This is a genomic window from Bradyrhizobium sp. 14AA, from assembly GCF_054185205.1.
In genome coordinates, this window is sequence record NZ_JAVAYM010000001.1 from 266,921 (window position 1) to 284,601 (window position 17,681).

A 17,681-nucleotide genomic window follows, 5' to 3' on the forward strand; every position below is an offset into this window, starting at 1 on the left:
GGCGATGTCGATTATTCAGGAAGACCTGAAGCGCGCATCGCTTCGATAAGAGGTGTTGCGAGTACCGGCGCGCAACCGATGGCGGAGCACTGGCCATTGCTGCTGAAGTTGGGTTGAAGCTGCAGGACGCGCTGGGCAGCCGCGTTGGCATCTTCCATTCGTCCGAGTTTAGCAAACGCCGCTGCCAGAAACATGTGCGAGACGCTGAAACCCGGTTTGCTACGAATGGCCCGTTGCGCTGCCGCCGCAGCATCTTCATAGCGCCCGCGAAGAAAATGACCCATGCAAATGCCATGCAGCGCCGCCGTGATCCACGGATCGAGCGGACTAAGCCGGATACCCCGCTCGCCCCATTCGATGGCACGCTCGGCTTCGCCTCCCCAGCCCAAAATCAACGCGCCCCACGAATATGCCCACGCTGCCGATGGAGAGATTGCAAGGGCGGCGTCGAATGTTTCCAGAGCCAGGAAACGGTTGTGTTCGACAAGGCCGATCGCGATTGCAGCGTAGACAAGTGCCGGGGCATCGTCGGGGCCAAGCGCCACTGCAGTATGCGCATGCCGTATCGCGGCCGTGCGATTGTCTTCTCGTCTTCCCGCCCGAAGATACAATATTTCATTGCAAAATGCCGTCTGGCCGTGAGCGAGCGCGTAGTTCGGCTCAAGCCGAAGCGCGCGCTCAAGGAGTGCCACTGCCTGGGACGCGCCCTCCGGCATCCCGGTATCCACCAGAGGCGTCGCACGGAGCACAAGATCGTAGGCGTCGAGATTTTCGGGCCGTTTGCGCTTCGCTCGTTCAATTTCGGCTTGACGCAGGCTGGGCTCGATCGCGGCGACAGTGCTTACGGTAATTTCGTCCTGCAAGGCAAAGATGTCGTCGACGGCGCGGTCGTAGCGATCCGCCCAAATATGGGCCCTGGTCTCGGCGTCAATGAGCTGTGCCGTGATCCGTACCCGGTCGCTTGCCCGCCGCACGCTGCCTTCCAGCACGTAACGAACGCCCAGTTCCCGTCCAACCTGCCGGATGTCAACGGACCGCCCTTTGTACGTGAAGGTCGAATTGCGGGCGATCACGAACAGCCATTTGAAGCGGGATAGCGCGGTGATAATGTCTTCCACCATGCCATCAGCGAAGTATTCTTGCTCAGGGTCACCTGACATATTCTGAAACGGTAGAACGGCGATTGAAGGTTTGTCGGGTAGCGGCAGCGGTCGATTGCTGTCGGAAATCGTTGCCTTGGGCGCGTTACCGGACCTCACTCCATACAGTCGAACCACCCGATCAATGTTCTTCAGCGATCGTTCGCCCAAATCGTCGAACTCGAATTTCGTTTTTCCACTAACTTGTTCGAATGCACTTCCCGACAAACACACGCCCCCCGGCGAACATTCGTTCTCAACGCGTGCGGCCACATTGACGCCATCACCAAAGATGTCGTTTTCGTCGCTGATAATGTCCCCGATGTTGATGCCAATGCGAAAGGCAATCTGTCCTTCGCGGTCGGCCATCTTCTCTTGAATAGCCATGGCGCAGGTCACCGCTTCGACTGCGCTTGCAAACTCGACCAAGAGGCCGTCGCCAGTTGTCTTGACGATCCTGCCCTTGTGCCCCGCAACGGCCGGATCAACGACTTCGCGGCGGATGGCCTTGAGGGCTTCGAGCGTGCCGACTTCGTCAGCGCCCATCAACCGCGAATAACCGGCAACGTCCGCTGCCAACACCGCCGCTAACCGTCTCTCAACGCGCGCCGTAACCACCGCTACTCCCGCTGATTTGGGCTCAATGTAGCAGGTTAAACCTCAGGCGGGAGATTTGGAACCCCACCAATAACACCATGCCGCGCGACGGCATGCGGATTAGCCGAATTTATCCAGCCAACCGTCGCCTGATCTGTCAGTTGGTGGCGGCACCGTCATTCGAGCCCGAGGGCGATGCAGCATCACTTCGCAGTTCCGACGTCATACTGTTTGCTGAGGTGATCGCCGATCTGGACCAGCATGGCGACACATTCGGGGTAGCCGGGGCGATCGGACGTGGCCTGATCGGCACTGGCGCGAAACTCCCAGGAGTCGCCATCGCGGACGATCGAAATCGCCATCCCATCGGGACAGTCGGCGTGAACCTTCAACTCGGCCCTCGCCATTGCGATCAGTTCGCCTTCAGTCTTGACCGGCCTGCTCATGAAGCTCGTCCCTCCCGTCTTTTGGGCAGTAATTTGCCTATATCTGCCAGATTAGCAAACGAGTCCTCGCGGGCCACTGATGTGGATCAGATCAGCCGAGCATTCGAAGGGGACCCAAGCTGGGAGGCCGACATGGCCCTGAGCCGTCGTGCCCGTTCGGGCCAATAGACGACGTTCATGGATGAAACTGGAATGAACATCGCCGCGTCGACCGGGTGATTGAGTGCGGCGATAACCCCGCTATCCGCGAGCGCCTCAGCGCGTTGTCGTGTCTGCGAAGTCTTCGCCGTAGCCATGCGCGATGACGATCAATGGCCGCTTGTCACCTGATACGACACGGTTCTGCGTCCGGGGCAGCGTGATTGCGCGAAACTCGACCTCGCCGATCGGTTCGGGGGACGGAGGCAATGCGCGGAGCGCCGGAAAGTGGGCCCAGGCCAGGCCGGCACGGTGTTGAAATGAAAAACGACCGCCTGCACGAGCGTTGTCATCAGGCTGAAGACGGTTGCGCGTGAGCTTGCGAGATTGCTGCCCGGTCGTTCGATGAGCCGGATTGGTTCGGCCCGCGAAATCTCGTGTCAGCCATCTCGACCTGATCGGTACGTAGTTCTTCGGTGTTCCTTTTACGGAACGATCAGGCTATCGGAATCCGGCAATCGGGCTGAAGTTGCGGCGGCGTGAGATCGCCGCTGATCCGACTTTACGGTACGGTATACCGGACTCAACCAGTCCCGACGGGAATGCAAGCAACGAACACGGCTCTCGATCCCAGACCGGGATTCCAGGGCGGCCGTTTCCCGTGGGGACTTATCGATGAGAATGGCAATTGAAATCATACAACTGTTGGTGCAATCGGCCGACACTTGGCTTTTTGAAGGGAGTCTTGCGGGTCTGAGTGATCGGGAATGGATGGCCTTGCGCTTTCTCGCCCGCGCAAACAGATTTTCGCGGACGCCGACTGCTCTCGCCAGCTTTCTGGGCACGACCCGCAGCGCTGCAACGCAGATTGCCGCCGTGCTGCAGAGCAAGGGCTTGATGGTCCGCAAGCCGTCTGCAGAAGACAAGCGCTCGATCGCGCTCTGCATTACAGGTGAAGGCGAAAGGTTCCTGGAGCGCGATCCGATCAACGCCCTGCGGGATCAGCTCGTGGCACTCGATGTCACCGATCGATCTCAGCTGCGCGATACGCTCCGCCGCGTCCTGGGTGGTGTTGATGTTGCCAAGCACAGTCACCATGCCGACGTTTGCAGTGAATGCATGTTCCTGATCGAGAGCGGCGAAGGGAAGGGCCATCATTTCAAGTGCCGGCTCTTTCGGAAATCCCTGGCCCAAAAGGATACGACCTTGCTGTGCGCCTATTTCGAGGGGCGGAGCTAGACTGGCCAGCGGCTTGCGAGCCTCCACCGTCCCGCCTTCCGCGTGCATACCTGATTGGCTTACACGAACCTGACATGTGATCAGTTCGCCCGGTGCTTTTTCGCTGGCCGCGGCCCCCGGAATGCTGGAAAAGAGCGCAGATGCGGCGCCAGCCGTGCGGTGATGCCGGGATATCGATGCGCCTTCTGATCGTCGAGGACAATGCGGAGCTGTCGCGGCTCGTGGCCAGCGGGCTGTCGGCGGCGGGCTATGAGAGCGACATCGTGAGCAGTGCGGCCGAGGCGCGCGAGGCGGTGAGCAGCGTTAGTTATGCCGCGATGATCCTCGACCTGGGCCTGCCCGACGGCGATGGCCTGTCGGTGCTGCGCGAGCTGCGCCGCCAGATGGAACCGCTTCCGGTGCTGGTGCTGACCGCGCGCGGCGGTTTGCAGGATCGCGTCAACGGCCTGCGCAGCGGCGCCGACGACTATCTCGCAAAACCGTTCGCGATGGAGGAACTGGTGGCGCGGCTGGAGGCGATCCTGCGCCGGCCGGGGCAGTTGCTCGGCCGCTCGCTGCGCCTCGCCAACCTCGTCTACGACACCGAGAGCCGCCAGATCTTCGTCGACGACCAGCCGCGGATCATCTCCGCGCGCGAGACCTCGGTGCTGGAGATCCTGCTGCGCCGGCAGGGGCGGGTGGTGCCGAAGAAGAACGTCGAGGACCACATCTTCGGGCTCGAAGGCGAGGTCGCCTCCAACGCGGTCGAGGTCTACGTCTCGCGGCTGCGCAAGCAGCTCGCCGAGCACGGCGCCAAGGTCGTGATCCACACCATCCGCGGCGTCGGCTACCTCATAGCCGAGGAGAAGTAGCGTGGGCCGGTCGGGATCCTACGCCGGGATCTATGCGCGATCGCCGACATTCAAATCGCTGATCTGGCGCATCGTGTTCCTGCACATCGTGGCGGTCGCGGTGGTCGCGATCTTCCTGCCGCTGGTGCTGTTCTGGCTGCTCAATTCCGAGATCGATCAGTTGCACCGCGACGCCATGCGCGCGCAGGCCGAGGTGCTGGCCGAGCGGATCGTCCCGCAGGTGGACGGCACGTTGACGTTCAATCTGCCCGACAGCCTCAAGGGCCTCTACTCGGAAGCCTATGGCCGCTACCTCTACGACATTCGCGATGCCGACGGCCGCCTGCTGTTTTCGTCGCGCCGCAGGACGGGCAGTGCAGCAGCGGCGCCGCCACTCTCCGAGACGATTTCCGGCGCCGGCGTCACCCGCACCATCGACGGCAAGGTGATACGCATTCGCGTTGCCGAGGACCTTGCGCATCGCGACGTCATCATCGACGACATCGTCTCGAATTTCTTCCGGCGGGTGGGATGGATCACCATCCCGATCCTCTTCATCCTGCTCGCCATCGACATCATCATCTTCCGTCGCGCGATCGCACCGCTGTGGAAGGCCTCGGAGGAGGCCAGCAATATCGGCCCGGCGCGCACCCATATCCGCCTGCCGACGGAGCAGATCCCGCGCGAGATCATGCCGCTCGTCACCGCGGTGAACCAGGCGCTCGATCGGCTCGAGGACGGCTTTCGGGTGCAGCGGCAGTTCACCGCCGACGCCGCGCATCAATTGCGCACGCCGCTCGCGATCCTGCGCACTCGGATCGAGACGCTCGGCGACGGTGGTGCAAGGGAGGCGCTGCATGCCGACATCGAAGCCATGAGCCGCATCGTTGCCCAGCTCCTGGAGATCGCCGAGCTCGACACGCTGGTGCTCGATCCCGGCGAGACCGCCGATCTGCGCGCCGTCTGTGCCGAGGTGGTCGGCTCGATCGCCCCGTTCGCCATCGCGCAGCACAAGGACATCGCGCTCAGGGGCACTGACGCGCCGGTGCTGATCCACGGCAATTCCGAGATGCTGCAGCGCGCGATCTTCAACCTCGCCGAAAACGCCATCAAGTTCACCGCGAAGGACACCTCGGTCGACGTCGAGGTGGGCGAAGACGGCTCGGTGCGCGTGCGCGATTGCGGTCCGGGAATCGCGGAAGCCGAGCGCGAGCTGATCTTCCAGCGCTTCTGGCGCGCCGACCGTCAGCGCAGCGACGGCGCGGGCCTCGGGCTCTCGATCGTGCGCGGGGTGGCGGACGATCATGCTGCAACGGTCGCGGTGGAGAATCTTCCCGGCGGCGGCGCAGAGTTCACGCTGCGGTTCCGGCTGGCGGAGAAGGCCGGCGACGTGGAGTCGAAGATGGCGCGGCACTGACTCTGCACCTTCTCCCGCAAGGGGAGAAGGGAAGAGGGCACCGGTGCTGGCGTTTGCCGCTACTTCTGCGGCGGGCCGAGATCCAGCGGCGGCAGCTCGATCTGCGGCACCTCGATCTTGATCGTGTTGGGATCGATGTTCGACTGCACGCCCTTGTAGTGCATGACCATCGACGGGAACGCGATCACCAGACCGACCATGATGACCTGGATGACGACGAATGGCACCGCACCCCAATAGATCTGGCCCGTGGTGACGGGATCCATTCGCTTGCCGGTGACGCGATCGGTGTATCGGTCTTTCGGCGCGACCGACCGGAGATAGAACAACGCGAAGCCGAACGGCGGATGCATGAACGAGGTCTGCATGTTGACGCCGAGAATGACGCCGAACCAGATCAGGTCGATGCCGAGGTGCTCGGCGGCAGGTCCGAGCAGCGGAATCACGATGAAGGCCAGCTCGAAGAAGTCGAGGAAGAAGGCCAGCACGAAGACGAAGGCGTTGACGAAGATCAGGAAGCCGACCTGGCCGCCGGGCAGGGAGGTGAGCAGATGCTCGACCCAGACGTGCCCGTTGACGCCGTAGAAGGTGAGCGAGAACACGCGGGCGCCGACCAGGATGAACACGACGAAGGCCGACAGCTTGGCGGTCGATTCGGTGGCCTGCCGGATCAGGTCCCAGCTCAGCCGCCGCTTCGCGGCACCGAGGATGAGGGCGCCGGCGGCGCCCATGGCTCCGCCTTCGGTCGGGGTCGCGATACCGATGAAGATCGTGCCCAGCACCAGGAAGATCAGGAACAGCGGCGGCACCATGACGAAGGTGGTCTGCTGGGCCATCTTCGAGAGGAAACGGAAGCCCGTGAACTTATGGATCACCCAGTTCAGAACGGCGACGACGAACGCGAAAATGATGCCGTTGAACATGCTGAGCACGACGAAATCGGCACCGTGCGTTTCGGAGTTGCGCATCATGAACCAGCCGAACACGCAGCTGGCGATGAAGAGCAGACCGAGCGAGCCGAGGCCGCGGCTGCCATCCTCCTCGCGGAAACCGATGGCTTCCTTCGGCAGGCCGGGCGCGGCTTTCGGGAAGACGATGCTGACGAGGAATGCGTAGGCGGCGTAGAGGCCTGCGAGCACGAGGCCCGGGATGAAGGCGCCCTCGTACATGTCGCCGACCGACTTTCCGAGCTGGTCGGCCATCACGATCAGGACGAGCGAGGGCGGAATGATCTGCGCGAGCGTGCCGGAGGCGGCGATGACGCCGGCTGCCACGCGGCGGTCATAGCCGTAGCGCAGCATGATGGGCAGCGAAATCAGCCCCATCGAGATCACGGAAGCCGCGACCACGCCCGTCGTCGCGGCAAGCAGCGCGCCGACGAAGATTACCGCGTAGGCAAGGCCGCCGCGGATGGTTCCGAACAATTGGCCGATGGTGTCGAGCAGGTCCTCGGCCATGCCTGACCGCTCCAGCACCAGTCCCATGAAGGTGAAGAAGGGAATGGCGAGCAGCGTGTCGTTGTTCATCACGCCGTAGACCCGCTCCGGAAGAGCCTGGAGGAAGTCAGGGCGGAACTCGCCGAGCTGGATGCCGACCACGGCATAGAACAGGCCGACGGCGCCGAGCGAGAATGCCGCGGGATAGCCGAGCAGCAGCATGACGACCAGCGACGCGAACATGATGGGCGCCAGATTGGCGATAATAAACGCGGTCATGATTCCCCCTAAACCGTCGCCAACGGCTATTTCTTCTCGATCGCTTCGACGAGGTGCTCGACTTCCGCTTCCAGCGCCGACACCTGGGATTCATGCGGGTCCGGAATCAATCCGCGCATGACCGCAATTCGCTTGATGAGCTCGGAGACGCCTTGGACGAGCAGGAAAGCGAACCCGATCATGATCAGGGATTTGGCGGGCCATTGCGGCAGACCGCCGGCGTTGCCGGACTGCTCGTTGATCTGGAAGGAGCGCAGGAAGAACGGCACTCCGGTGATGATCATGACGATGCAGAGCGGCATGAGGAAGAACAGGTGACCGATCACGTCGATCACGTTGCGGGCCGTCTTCGGCAGCGCGTTGTTCACGATGTCGATGCGGATGTGCTCGTTGTCCAGCAGCGTCCAGGGCGAGCAGAGCAGGAAGACCATGCTGAAGAGCACCCATTGCAGCTCCAGCCACGAATTGGAGGACGTGTCGAACGTCTTGCGGACGATCGCATTGACCGCCGAGATGATGACGGCGAGCACGATCAGCCATGCCAAACGCTTGCCCGTCCAGCGCGTGAACGCGTCAATCCCCTGGCTCAGCTTTAGGAGCGCTTGCAACGATAGGTCCTCCCCCGATTGGTGCCCCGGCCGTCTTGACTGCACCGATCTGGCGCTTGGCTTGTCTCGCCGCGCAGGCATGAGGCAGCCGCACCAAACCAGCGGGCGTGCCCTCAGTCAATTGGAAGTTTGTTGATAGTTAAGGGGAATAAGGCCGCAGCCGTGCCGATTCTAGCCGCCGGTGACGCTCATGTGCCTGGAGACGCTGGGGCGGTCGTGGCGGCGGTCGATGATGAAATCGTGGCCCTTGGGCTTCAGCCCGATGGCGCGGTCGATCGTATCCGCAAGCAGCACATCCTCGCTCGATGCACGCAGTGGTTTGCGCAGGTCGGAAGCATCCTCGTGGCCGAGGCAGGTGTGCAGCGTTCCGGTGCAGGTAATGCGCACCCGGTTGCAGGATTCGCAGAAATTATGGGTCATCGGCGTGATGAAGCCGAGCTTGCCGCCGGTCTCGGCGACGCTGACATAGCGGGCTGGCCCGCCGGTGCTCTCGGCGAGGTCCGTCATGGTGAACTGCTGGGCAAGGCGCGCGCGCACCAGCGACAGCGGCAGATATTGGTCGATCCGGCCTGCGCCGATCTCGCCCATCGGCATGACCTCGATCAGGGTCAGGCCCATGCCCTTGCCATGGGCCCAGCGCATCAGTTCGGGCAGCTCGTCCTCGTTGAGGTTCTTCAGGGCCACGGCGTTGATCTTGACGGCGAGGCCTGCGGCGCGCGCGGCCTCGATGCCTTCCAGCACCTTGTCGATCTCGCCCCAGCGGGTGATCTCGCGAAACTTCCTGGGATCGAGCGTGTCGAGCGAGACGTTGATGCGGCGGACGCCGCAATCGGCGAGCTCCTGCGCATATTTCGCAAGCTGGGTGCCGTTGGTGGTCAGCGTCAGCTCGTTCAGGGCGCCGCTCGAAAGATGCCGCGACAGCGAGCGCACCAGCGTCATCACGTTGCGGCGGACCAGCGGCTCGCCACCGGTGAGCCGCAGCTTCTTCACGCCCTTGGCAATGAAGGCCGAGCAGAGCCGGTCGAGTTCCTCGAGCGTCAGCAGATCCGCCTTGGGCAGGAACGTCATGTCTTCCGACATGCAATAGAAGCAGCGCAGGTCACAGCGGTCGGTGACGGAGACGCGCAGATAGCTGATGGTCCGCCCGAACGGATCAGTCATCGCGCTCGACAGCGCGGTGCGGGGATTCGCAGAAGATCCGTTCATAGCAAATGCCTTGTCACTTACGGCGACGGGCGCACTTTGCTTCAGCGGCGCCGTAGAAGCAATCTAAGCATCGGATGCGGCTAGGACAATCGGGTTGGATACGTAGGTCAACGCTTCCCGGCATTGGGATCGGGGAACGGAGAGCCTGCGGCCGGTGCGGCTTCAGCCGGAGCAGCGGCGGCCGCCGCAGGTTTCGGCTTCTTCGGCCGGTGCGGCTTGCGGACGGGCTTCGGCGGGGCCGCCGGCTGAAGCTCCGCAAACACTGGATTCGGGTCGGTGACGACCGAGGCGGGCGTGGTGAAATCGCCGGGGTTCCTGATCACGTTCACTGGCACGCTCGCCGGCTGGTATTTTGGCAGCGCGAAAGCGACCGTGAAGGGCGCGTCGGGGGCGGGAACCGAGACGGAGCAGGGGGTCTTGCATCCCGGCCCGAGCGAGGTGCTGGCGTCGGCGCCCGGCGGATTGGATTCGAGGCGAACCTGGACGGTCGGCGGGGCTGATTTGAAAACGTCCCAAGACATCGAGGAGCAGCCGCCAAGACTTGTTGCCCCCAGGATGCTCGCTCCCGCGAGCGCAATCGCGATGACACGACGCATGAACCACCCACATCTACTGCGACGAACCGCCACACCCAGGCGGACCTTAGGAGTGTCGTTTAGGGCAGGCAACCGGCGGGCTGCGCATAGATAATAGATGGTTAATGCAGGGTTCCGCGGAATAACCGAGCTATGTCAGTGCCTTGAGAGCGCCTAGGTCGTCATCAGGCTGTGGGCTGCATCCGGCAGGTCACGCATGTGATGGATCAGCCGGTCCGGCTTCAGCTCGGCGATCGGCACGTCCGTATAGCCGAAGCTCACCCCGATCACGGGCACCCCGGCCCGCCGGGCCACCCCGACATCGGTTCCGGCATCGCCGACCATGATGCTGGCTTTCACCTCACCGCCGGCGCGCGCCACCGTCTCCCGGAAGATGGTCGGGTCCGGCTTCTGGACGCCAAAAGTGTCCGCGCCGCAGATCGCCGCGAAACGGCGGCTCAGGTCGAGCTGGTCCAGGAGGCGCTTGGACAGCCATTCCAGCTTGTTGGTGCAGACCGCGAGGCGATGACCCTGCGCGGCAAAATGGTCGAGCGCGGCCTCGAGCCCCTCGAAGGGGCGGGATTCGACCGCGATATGGTCGGCGTAATAGGCGATGAAATCCGCCGTCATCCGGTCCATGTCGGCGGGCGTCACGCTGCGGCCCTCGGCCTCCAGCCCCCGCTCGATCAGCTTGCGGGCGCCGGCGCCGATCATGTTGCGGGCCGAGGCCATCGGCACGGGCGGCAGCCCTTCGCGGTCGAGCACGTGATTCAGCGCGGTGATCAGGTCGGGCGCCGTATCCACAAGCGTGCCGTCGAGATCGAAGACGAGGGTGTAGGGGGAGGTCATGGTCCAGCGCTATCGGGCCGGCCGGATCGGCGCAAGGGCCGAAGCCATAAGTTCACCTTATAAGATCGGCCCAGAGGCCTGTTCCCGCGAGGAAAACGAGGCTACATAGGCCGCCGCGAGCGGCCATCAGGGCGGCACACTCTTGATTCAGAGGCGGGTGCAAACGTGAACATGGACCAGTTGAAGCGGCAGGCTGCGGCGCGCGCCCTCGAGGAGGTGCGCGACGGCATGCAGCTCGGGCTCGGCACCGGATCAACCGCCAAGCATTTCGTCGAGCTGCTCGGCGAGCGCGTCGCCGCCGGGCTCAAGGTGATCGGCGTACCGACCTCGGAAGCGACGCGCGCTGACGCGGAGCGCTGCGGCGTGCCGCTGACCACGCTGGACGAGGTCGATCATCTCGACATCACGATCGACGGTGCCGACGAGATCGATCCCGAGCTCAACCTGATCAAGGGCGGTGGCGGGGCGTTGCTGCGCGAGAAGATCGTGGCGGCCGCATCCGACCGCATGATCGTGATTGCCGACGACACCAAATGGGTGCCGACGCTCGGCCGTTTTCCGCTGCCGATCGAGGTCATCCCGTTCGGGCTTGGCGCGACACGCCGGGCGATCGAGAAGGCGTTTGCGGACTGCGGCGTTTCCGGGCAAATGGCGGTCCGCAAGGCCAAGGGTGGGGACAAGGACGGCCACGTTTTCGTCACCGATGGCGGCCACTGGATCCTCGATGCCCAGCTCGGACGTATCGTGGATCCGCCCAGCCTCGCCAAGGCGTTGAGCGTGATCCCGGGCGTGGTCGAGCATGGGTTGTTCATCGGCTTGGCCAGCTCGGCCGTTCTGGCGGGCGGCGAGGGAATTCGCGTGATTGAACGGCGTAAGCCGAAAGGAGACTAGGAATGACGAGTGTTTTGAAATTCTTGCCGGCCGCGGCTATCGCTGTGGCGCTTTCGGCCGCTCCGGCCATCGCGCAGCAGCCGGCAGCGCCCAAGGCTGCGGCGCCGGCCCAGCCGGCTCAGCCCAAGGCTTCGCCGGCGGCGATTGCAGCGGCCAAGGAAATCTTGCAGATCAAGAACGCCACCGCGATGTATGCCGGCGCCGTGCCGGGTCTCGTCGAGAAGACCAAGATCGCGCTGACCCAGCAGAACCTCAACTACCAGAAGGACCTCAACGAGGTTGCCCAGATCGTCGCCCAGCAGCTCAACGGCCGCCAGAACGAGATCGGCGAAGGCATGGCGCAGATCTATGCCAGCGAGTTCACCGAGCAGGAGCTGAAGGATCTCGTCACCTTCTACAGGTCGCCGCTGGGCAAGAAGCTGATCGACGCCGAGCCGCGCGCCATCGGGCTCAGCATGGCCTTCATGAACTCCTGGGCCCAGAACTTCGCCGAGACCGTGATGGGTGCCTTCCGCGCCGAGATGCGCAAGCGTGGCAAGGAGATCTGATCGATACTATCTGATCAGCACCCCCTAAAGCGCGTCGTCGCGCTTTAGGCTGTCATTCAAGAGGTCGGAGTGGACAATGGCTGAATTCGACGTCGACCTCTTCGTCATCGGTGGTGGGTCGGGCGGCGTGCGTGCCGCCCGCATCGCGGCCGGTTACGGCGCCCGCGTGATGATCGCGGAAGAGTACCGCATGGGCGGCACCTGCGTGATCCGCGGCTGCGTGCCGAAGAAGCTGTTCGTGATCGGCTCGCATGTCCGCCACGAGCTCGAGGACGCCGCCGGCTTCGGTTGGACCATTCCGCCCGCGAGTTTCGACTGGGCGACATTGATCGCCAACAAGGACAAGGAGATCGCGCGGCTGGAGGCGGCCTACACCGCCAATGTCGAGAAGTCGGGCGCGCAGGTCGTCAAGAGCCGCGCGGTGATCGAAGACAAGCACACCGTCCGCCTGCTCGAGAACGACCGGAAGATCACCGCAAAATACATTCTGATCGCCACCGGCGGCGCGCCCAACCACGGCGCCTCGATCCCGGGCATCGAGCACGTGATCTCCTCCAACGAGGCGTTTCATCTCAAGAAGCTGCCGAAGCGGATCGTGATCCAGGGCGGCGGCTATATCGCATTGGAATTCGCCGGCATCTTCGCCGGCTTCGGCTCCGACGTCACCGTGATCTATCGCGGCGACAACATCCTTCGCGGTTTTGATGAGGACGTCCGCGCCCACGTCCGCGCCGAGATGGAGAAGCAGGGCATCACCATCCTCACCGGCTGCACGGTGGCCAAGGTCGATCGCCACGGCGAGGAGTTCACCACGCATCTGTCGAACGGCTCGAGCATCGCCTCGGACCAGGTGATGTTCGCGATCGGCCGCCATCCGGCGGTTGCCAATCTCGGTCTGGAGAACGCCGGCGTCGCCATCAATCCGAAGAATGGCGGCATCGCGGTCGATCATTTCTCGAAGAGCTCAGTCGACAGCATCTATGCGATCGGCGACGTCACCCATCGCTTCAACCTGACGCCGGTCGCGATCCGCGAGGGCCATGCCTTCGCCGATACCGTGTTCGGCAAGCGCGAGGTGAGGGTCGACCACGCCAACATCCCGACGGCGGTGTTCTCGCAGCCGGAGGTCGGCACGGTTGGTCTGACGGAAACCGAGGCGCGCGCGCAATTCAGCCACGTCGACATCTACAAGGCGACGTTCCGCCCGATCAAGGCGACGATGTCCGGCCGCGACACCCGCGTGCTGATGAAGCTCGTCGTCGACGGTTCGACCGACCGCGTGCTCGGCTGCCACATCGTCGGCGATGCCGCCGCCGAGATCACGCAAGCCGTGGCGATCGCGGTGAAGATGAAGGCGACCAAGGCCGATTTCGACGCGACCATCGCGCTGCATCCGACCGCGGCCGAAGAGCTCGTCACCATGCGCACGCCGACCGCGCGCCACGTGCGTCAGGCGGCGGAGTAGGATTGTCGTCTGCCGGACGATGTTCGGTTCTTAATTGGTGCGTGCTAACCCTCCCCCCTTGTGGGGGAGGGGGGCTTCGCGGAACGGCGAAGCCGGGTGAGGGGTATCTTTCCTCACGAATGGTGTATCGAGCGGAGAGAACCCCTCATCCGGCGCTTCGCGCCACCTTCTCCCACAAGGGGAGAAGGAAGAAACCTCGGGCGCCTAGCTGTAAACCGCCTAACCGTACAAATACCCAACCGGGTTGCCTTCGGTGCGCAGGGGGCGGATGTCCTTGTGCGTGATGATCTGGCCGGCGAGGCCGTCGATCTCGTCGCGCTGCGTCGCCGTCCAGCCGCGCAGATCGTTCATGCCCTTGAGAAGGCCGAGCCGGAGGACCTGGGTGTTCTCGCCGAGGCCAATGAGGCTGATCGAGCTCTTGCCCGCCGTCACGACGTCACCAGCAGCAAGTTCAAAAGTGTCGCCGGCCTTGTTCTTGAATTCGGCGGTGCCGCGAATGACGCGGTAGATCGCAACCTCGCCCTTGGCAAGACAGGTGCCATCGGCTGCGGCCGAGGTGCTCTTCGGCAGCAGCGACTGGCCGCGCGGGTCGGTTGCGATGATGTGGCCGGTGACGAGATGGCCGCTCGGAGCCTCGATACCGATATCGCGCAGGTAAACCGGCATCGCCGATTTGACCGCGCCGTCGGTGAGCGGCTTGTACAGCGCACCCAGCGCCAGCGGATCCTGAAGCCAGAAGCCCGCATCCGCCGGACGATTGTGCAGGGAGTGGCTCCAGGCGACACGCGGCGTCTCGGCCTCGTCGATCTGGTCCGGACCGACGATGGTCGGGTTCGGAAAGGTCGTGGGATCGGTGATGAAGGCTTCGAGGAATTTCCCCGAATAGCCCATGGAGATCGGGTCGGGCACCACGGTCTGCGGCGTCTTCAAATTCTCTTCGGTCGACAGTCCCGACCATGTGTAGAAGAGCTGGCGATGGACGATCGCGCTTTGCAGCATCACCGCGCCCGGGCCGACATTGTAGAAGCGCCCGTCATAGTCGAAGGTGAAGGCGCCCGAGGTCACCAGCACGAGCTGAAAGCCGCCGGGCGGCAGATGAAGATGGAAATCGGTGGGGCCGGTGTCCGGGCGGTAGATCGGCAAATTGGTCGCGACTTCGTGCAGGAGGAAGGTTTCGTTGTTGGCGTGGAAGCCTTCGTTGGCGCGGTTGTAGAGGGCTTGCGGCCGGTACGTTGCCTCGAACTTCGCGTTGCGGTCGCGATCGATCGCGACGAAGTCCTGATCATTGAGGCGAAGGGGTGAACCGTTCGGGCGGGTGAGGCCGGTGAATTTGAGGTCGCCCGCAGCATGCACGTTCATGGCATTCTCCGCTTCTAGGCCATTCAACCCGGAGCTGGGCGCGCGCGTCTTGCTGCTCCACTCGGTGGGAGGGCAGGGAATCAGGCCTGATGCCGTCTTGCGAATTTTGGGCCAGTTGAGGTGCAGCGCGGCACGCAACCTCTCGGCCCCAAGCGGCACGAAGAAAAATCGAGATTGCACCGGAGGTTAGATGACACGCTTCACCGGCCTTCCCAGCTCTCTTCGCCGAGCCGGCAATTGCGCTGAAGTGACGTGTGCTGTCTAATTTGTCGGCAAGCCCGGGCGCGGACGTGCAGCCGCGCGGATCAGCAAAGGCCGACCAGGTGTCCGAAGCCGCTCATTCGAACGACCGGCGGGCGGTCCGCTCGGGCTTGCCGGACGGGCTGTCCGCCCACTTCGCCATCTCCACCGCCCGCGCGTCGATGAGTTCGCACCAGAGGCAGCTGAGCTCCGCGTGACCTTTGGCCGAAAGCATCGGAATGAGTCCGTGGCCGCAGCCGGCGCAGGACGTGACGCGATTCATGCTTTCCTCCGGGATCAGCGAATTCAGGACCGGCATTTTCGTCGACCAAGCTTGCGCGGGCGCTATGAGGGCGCACGAACGCTTCCGATCGGCGCGCTCGTGCCCGAGATCGTCGAGGCTGCGATCCAGCGCGAGACCGCCCCGATGTCTTCCGCATTCTCGCGATAGGCGCGAAGCTGGAATTCGGCGGAGCTGCCGCGTTCCACGATGGTCCGGCAGTGCTCGACCTCGGCGGTGCAATTCAGCGCGGCTGCGTCCTCGGCCACGTCGTCGATCACGCGGGCGAGCAGCTCGGAGATCGTGACGGGCCCGTCCTTGGAAGCGAAGATGCAATCGGTGCCGTAGCGCTGGGCGCGCCATTTGTTCTCGACCGCGATCGCGCGTTCGACCGCCGTGACCTCCTTCGACAGATGAGGGCGCCGATAGAGATGCCGTGTCAGGCAGCGATAGAGCGAGGCGATGGCCACGGCGTCGTCGACGAAGGTGCATGTATCGGGCGCGCGGAGCTCCAGCGTGGGGTGCTTCAAGGAGGGGCGCATCGCCCACCAGATGTGACTCTCGTCGGGAATCACGCCGGAGCGCTGCAGGGCGCCGACATAGTCGTCGTAATCGTGCCGGCTTTCGAACAATTCCGGCAGACCCGTGCGCGGCAGCTCGGAATAGGCGGCGAGCCGGTAACCCTTCAGCCCGGTCTTGTGCGAATTCCAGAACGGGGAGGACGCCGAGAGCGCGATGAACAGCGGCAGATGCGGCAGCATCGCCCGCATCACCGCCATGCGCTTCTCGGGATCGGGCAATTGAACGTGAACATGCATGCCGCACATCATGTTGCGATGGCCGATGCTGCGCAGATCCTCGATCATCTCCTCGTAGCGCGGCTTCGGGCTCGGCTGCGACATCCGCCACACCGCAGTCGGATGCGTGCCGCAGGCCATGATGACGAAACCGTACTGCGCGGCGACGCCCGCGACCTCGCGGCGCAGGAAGCGCAGCTCTTCGCGCGCGTCGTTGACGTCGACATGGACGTTGGTGGCGACTTCGAGCTGGGATTGCAGCATCTCCCGCATGGCCTGGCCGCCGGTCGACCAGTTCGCCGACTCGAACAGCTCGTTGGGCGTTTCGATCGCGACTTCGAGGCTGTGGCGATCGGCGAGGAAATATTCCTCCTCGATGCCGAAGGAATATTCGGCCGCCTTGCCGCCTCCGCCGGCGGAGCGAATGACGAGGTGTTGCCTGTCCTCGGAAGGGTCGAGTCGCAGCAGTTTCAAAACGTCTGTCATCGTCCCCACCCAGCCAAAGGAATTACCTGCGAGCGATAATCCGTCTGGCCATGGCGGGTTCCGCGTCGGCTGCACCGGAAATTGCAAGATCGAACGGAACAATTTTCGTGCTTTCGGACGCGCGTGCGATCAGGGCGTGATTCGGCGGCACTTCCGTCCAGTCCGATTCCTTGTCGAACGGTTCGGACACGACGATCACCTGGCCGCCGTCCTCGCGGAAATAGAGCGTGTTCGCGGCATCGTTCACCGCTATCCGGAACGCGTAGAGATCGCGGCCGTTGGCGATCGCACTGGTGAAGCGCAGCCGTTCGCGGAGCTGGCCTTCGTTGACGAGGTCGACGAGGGCTTGCAGCACGCGCTGCGTTGCGCCGAGCGGATCGCTCTCGAGGCCCGCCCCCATCATGGCGAGGAACACGGCCTCCGAGTCGGTCGTGCCCAGCCGCGAGGGGTAATAGGCATCGGGGATCAGCGCCTCGACCTTTCGCCGCAGGCGATTCCAGCTCCCGACGAATCCATTGTGCATGAACATCCACTGGCCGCAGGCAAAGGGATGACAATTCTGCCGCGTCACCGCCGTGCCGGTTGCGGCACGCACGTGAGCGAAGAACAAATGCGAGCGCAGATGGCGGCAGAGATAGCGCAGGTTTTCATCCGACCAGGCCGGGCGGGTCTCACGGAAAAGGCCTGGTTCCGGATGCTCGCCATACCAGCCGAGACCAAAGCCGTCGCCATTCGAGCCCGCCGTCGACTGAAGCGAACGGATGCTCTGCGCGATCAGCGAATGCTCGGGCTCGGAGACGTAGGGCTCGAACGAGGTGGTCTCGCCCCGGTATGCGATCCAGCGGCACATGGGAGT

Annotated in this window: 17 protein-coding genes; 6 read left to right on the forward strand and 11 right to left on the reverse strand. The window is 63.7% G+C overall.

Annotated features, from left to right (window positions below; translation table 11 throughout):
• Positions 1-11: 11 nt before the first annotated feature.
• Positions 12-1,757 (reverse strand): adenylate/guanylate cyclase domain-containing protein, encoded by a 1,746-nt coding sequence (locus tag RAD15_RS01095; protein WP_458173531.1) that lies wholly within the window; start codon positions 1,755-1,757, stop codon positions 12-14.
• Positions 1,758-1,939: 182 nt separating this feature from the next.
• Positions 1,940-2,182, reverse strand: a complete 243-nt coding sequence (locus RAD15_RS01100; RefSeq protein WP_458173533.1) for a hypothetical protein — start codon at positions 2,180-2,182, stop codon at positions 1,940-1,942.
• Positions 2,183-2,995: 813 nt separating this feature from the next.
• Between RAD15_RS01100 and RAD15_RS01105 the strand changes: the two genes are divergently transcribed.
• The 3 genes from RAD15_RS01105 to RAD15_RS01115 all read left to right on the forward strand — a co-directional run bounded on the left by RAD15_RS01105 (position 2,996) and on the right by RAD15_RS01115 (position 5,806).
• A complete protein-coding gene (locus RAD15_RS01105) occupies positions 2,996-3,559 on the forward strand; it encodes a MarR family winged helix-turn-helix transcriptional regulator (protein ID WP_458173535.1) in 564 nt (187 codons plus the stop codon).
• 176 nt (positions 3,560-3,735) lie between these two features.
• Positions 3,736-4,410 (forward strand): response regulator transcription factor, encoded by a 675-nt coding sequence (locus tag RAD15_RS01110; protein WP_458173537.1) that lies wholly within the window; start codon positions 3,736-3,738, stop codon positions 4,408-4,410.
• 1 nt (position 4,411) lies between these two features.
• Positions 4,412-5,806, forward strand: coding sequence for an ATP-binding protein (locus RAD15_RS01115; protein ID WP_458173539.1), 1,395 nt, complete (start codon positions 4,412-4,414; stop codon positions 5,804-5,806).
• Between the two features lie 59 nt (positions 5,807-5,865).
• On the opposite strand, the gene RAD15_RS01120 is transcribed toward RAD15_RS01115, so the two are convergent.
• From RAD15_RS01120 to RAD15_RS01140, 5 genes are all read right to left on the reverse strand, one after another.
• On the reverse strand, positions 5,866-7,521 hold the full coding sequence (locus RAD15_RS01120; RefSeq protein ID WP_458173541.1) for a TRAP transporter large permease: 1,656 nt from the start codon (positions 7,519-7,521) through the stop codon (positions 5,866-5,868).
• Between the two features lie 26 nt (positions 7,522-7,547).
• Positions 7,548-8,129 carry a TRAP transporter small permease subunit gene (locus RAD15_RS01125; RefSeq protein ID WP_458173543.1) on the reverse strand — a complete coding sequence of 194 codons (582 nt, stop codon included), beginning with the start codon at positions 8,127-8,129 and terminating at the stop codon, positions 7,548-7,550.
• A 171-nt stretch (positions 8,130-8,300) separates the two neighbouring features.
• Entirely contained in the window at positions 8,301-9,335 is a 1,035-nt protein-coding gene (moaA, locus tag RAD15_RS01130; protein ID WP_458173545.1) for a GTP 3',8-cyclase MoaA, read from the reverse strand.
• A gap of 107 nt (positions 9,336-9,442) precedes the next feature.
• Complete coding sequence (locus RAD15_RS01135; protein WP_458173547.1) at positions 9,443-9,931, reverse strand: hypothetical protein; 489 nt, start codon at positions 9,929-9,931, stop codon at positions 9,443-9,445.
• Positions 9,932-10,084: 153 nt separating this feature from the next.
• Positions 10,085-10,759, reverse strand: coding sequence for an HAD-IA family hydrolase (locus RAD15_RS01140; protein WP_458173549.1), 675 nt, complete (start codon positions 10,757-10,759; stop codon positions 10,085-10,087).
• A 165-nt stretch (positions 10,760-10,924) separates the two neighbouring features.
• Here RAD15_RS01140 and rpiA point away from each other — a divergent pair, with 165 nt between their 5' ends.
• The 3 genes from rpiA to gor all read left to right on the forward strand — a co-directional run bounded on the left by rpiA (position 10,925) and on the right by gor (position 13,663).
• Positions 10,925-11,650 carry a ribose-5-phosphate isomerase RpiA gene (gene rpiA, locus RAD15_RS01145; protein ID WP_458173551.1) on the forward strand — a complete coding sequence of 242 codons (726 nt, stop codon included), beginning with the start codon at positions 10,925-10,927 and terminating at the stop codon, positions 11,648-11,650.
• A 2-nt stretch (positions 11,651-11,652) separates the two neighbouring features.
• Positions 11,653-12,198, forward strand: a complete 546-nt coding sequence (locus RAD15_RS01150) for a DUF2059 domain-containing protein (RefSeq protein WP_458173553.1) — start codon at positions 11,653-11,655, stop codon at positions 12,196-12,198.
• Positions 12,199-12,274: 76 nt separating this feature from the next.
• Complete coding sequence (gor, locus tag RAD15_RS01155; protein WP_458173555.1) at positions 12,275-13,663, forward strand: glutathione-disulfide reductase; 1,389 nt, start codon at positions 12,275-12,277, stop codon at positions 13,661-13,663.
• Positions 13,664-13,882: 219 nt separating this feature from the next.
• Here the strand turns inward: gor and RAD15_RS01160 are convergent, their stop codons facing one another.
• The 4 genes from RAD15_RS01160 to RAD15_RS01175 all read right to left on the reverse strand — a co-directional run bounded on the left by RAD15_RS01160 (position 13,883) and on the right by RAD15_RS01175 (position 17,675).
• A complete protein-coding gene (locus RAD15_RS01160; protein WP_458173557.1) occupies positions 13,883-15,022 on the reverse strand; it encodes a hypothetical protein in 1,140 nt (379 codons plus the stop codon).
• 337 nt (positions 15,023-15,359) lie between these two features.
• Complete coding sequence (locus RAD15_RS01165; RefSeq protein WP_458173559.1) at positions 15,360-15,545, reverse strand: hypothetical protein; 186 nt, start codon at positions 15,543-15,545, stop codon at positions 15,360-15,362.
• Between the two features lie 62 nt (positions 15,546-15,607).
• Positions 15,608-16,825: a carboxylate-amine ligase gene (locus RAD15_RS01170; protein ID WP_458173561.1), complete on the reverse strand. Its 1,218-nt coding sequence runs from the start codon at positions 16,823-16,825 to the stop codon at positions 15,608-15,610.
• Between the two features lie 22 nt (positions 16,826-16,847).
• A complete protein-coding gene (locus tag RAD15_RS01175; protein ID WP_458173563.1) occupies positions 16,848-17,675 on the reverse strand; it encodes a class II glutamine amidotransferase in 828 nt (275 codons plus the stop codon).
• Positions 17,676-17,681: the final 6 nt, after the last annotated feature.

Coding starts and splice junctions, on each gene's coding strand:
- RAD15_RS01135 (WP_458173547.1), bottom strand. CDS start 9,931: ATGCGTCGTGTCATCGCGATTGCGCTCGCGGGAGCGAGCATCCTGGGG.
- gor (WP_458173555.1), top strand. CDS start 12,275: ATGGCTGAATTCGACGTCGACCTCTTCGTCATCGGTGGTGGGTCGGGC.
- RAD15_RS01170 (WP_458173561.1), bottom strand. CDS start 16,825: ATGACAGACGTTTTGAAACTGCTGCGACTCGACCCTTCCGAGGACAGG.
- RAD15_RS01140 (WP_458173549.1), bottom strand. CDS start 10,759: ATGACCTCCCCCTACACCCTCGTCTTCGATCTCGACGGCACGCTTGTG.
- RAD15_RS01150 (WP_458173553.1), top strand. CDS start 11,653: ATGACGAGTGTTTTGAAATTCTTGCCGGCCGCGGCTATCGCTGTGGCG.
- RAD15_RS01160 (WP_458173557.1), bottom strand. CDS start 15,022: ATGAACGTGCATGCTGCGGGCGACCTCAAATTCACCGGCCTCACCCGC.
- RAD15_RS01165 (WP_458173559.1), bottom strand. CDS start 15,545: ATGAATCGCGTCACGTCCTGCGCCGGCTGCGGCCACGGACTCATTCCG.
- RAD15_RS01175 (WP_458173563.1), bottom strand. CDS start 17,675: ATGTGCCGCTGGATCGCATACCGGGGCGAGACCACCTCGTTCGAGCCC.
- RAD15_RS01100 (WP_458173533.1), bottom strand. CDS start 2,182: ATGAGCAGGCCGGTCAAGACTGAAGGCGAACTGATCGCAATGGCGAGG.
- moaA (WP_458173545.1), bottom strand. CDS start 9,335: ATGAACGGATCTTCTGCGAATCCCCGCACCGCGCTGTCGAGCGCGATG.
- RAD15_RS01110 (WP_458173537.1), top strand. CDS start 3,736: ATGCGCCTTCTGATCGTCGAGGACAATGCGGAGCTGTCGCGGCTCGTG.
- RAD15_RS01120 (WP_458173541.1), bottom strand. CDS start 7,521: ATGACCGCGTTTATTATCGCCAATCTGGCGCCCATCATGTTCGCGTCG.
- RAD15_RS01105 (WP_458173535.1), top strand. CDS start 2,996: ATGAGAATGGCAATTGAAATCATACAACTGTTGGTGCAATCGGCCGAC.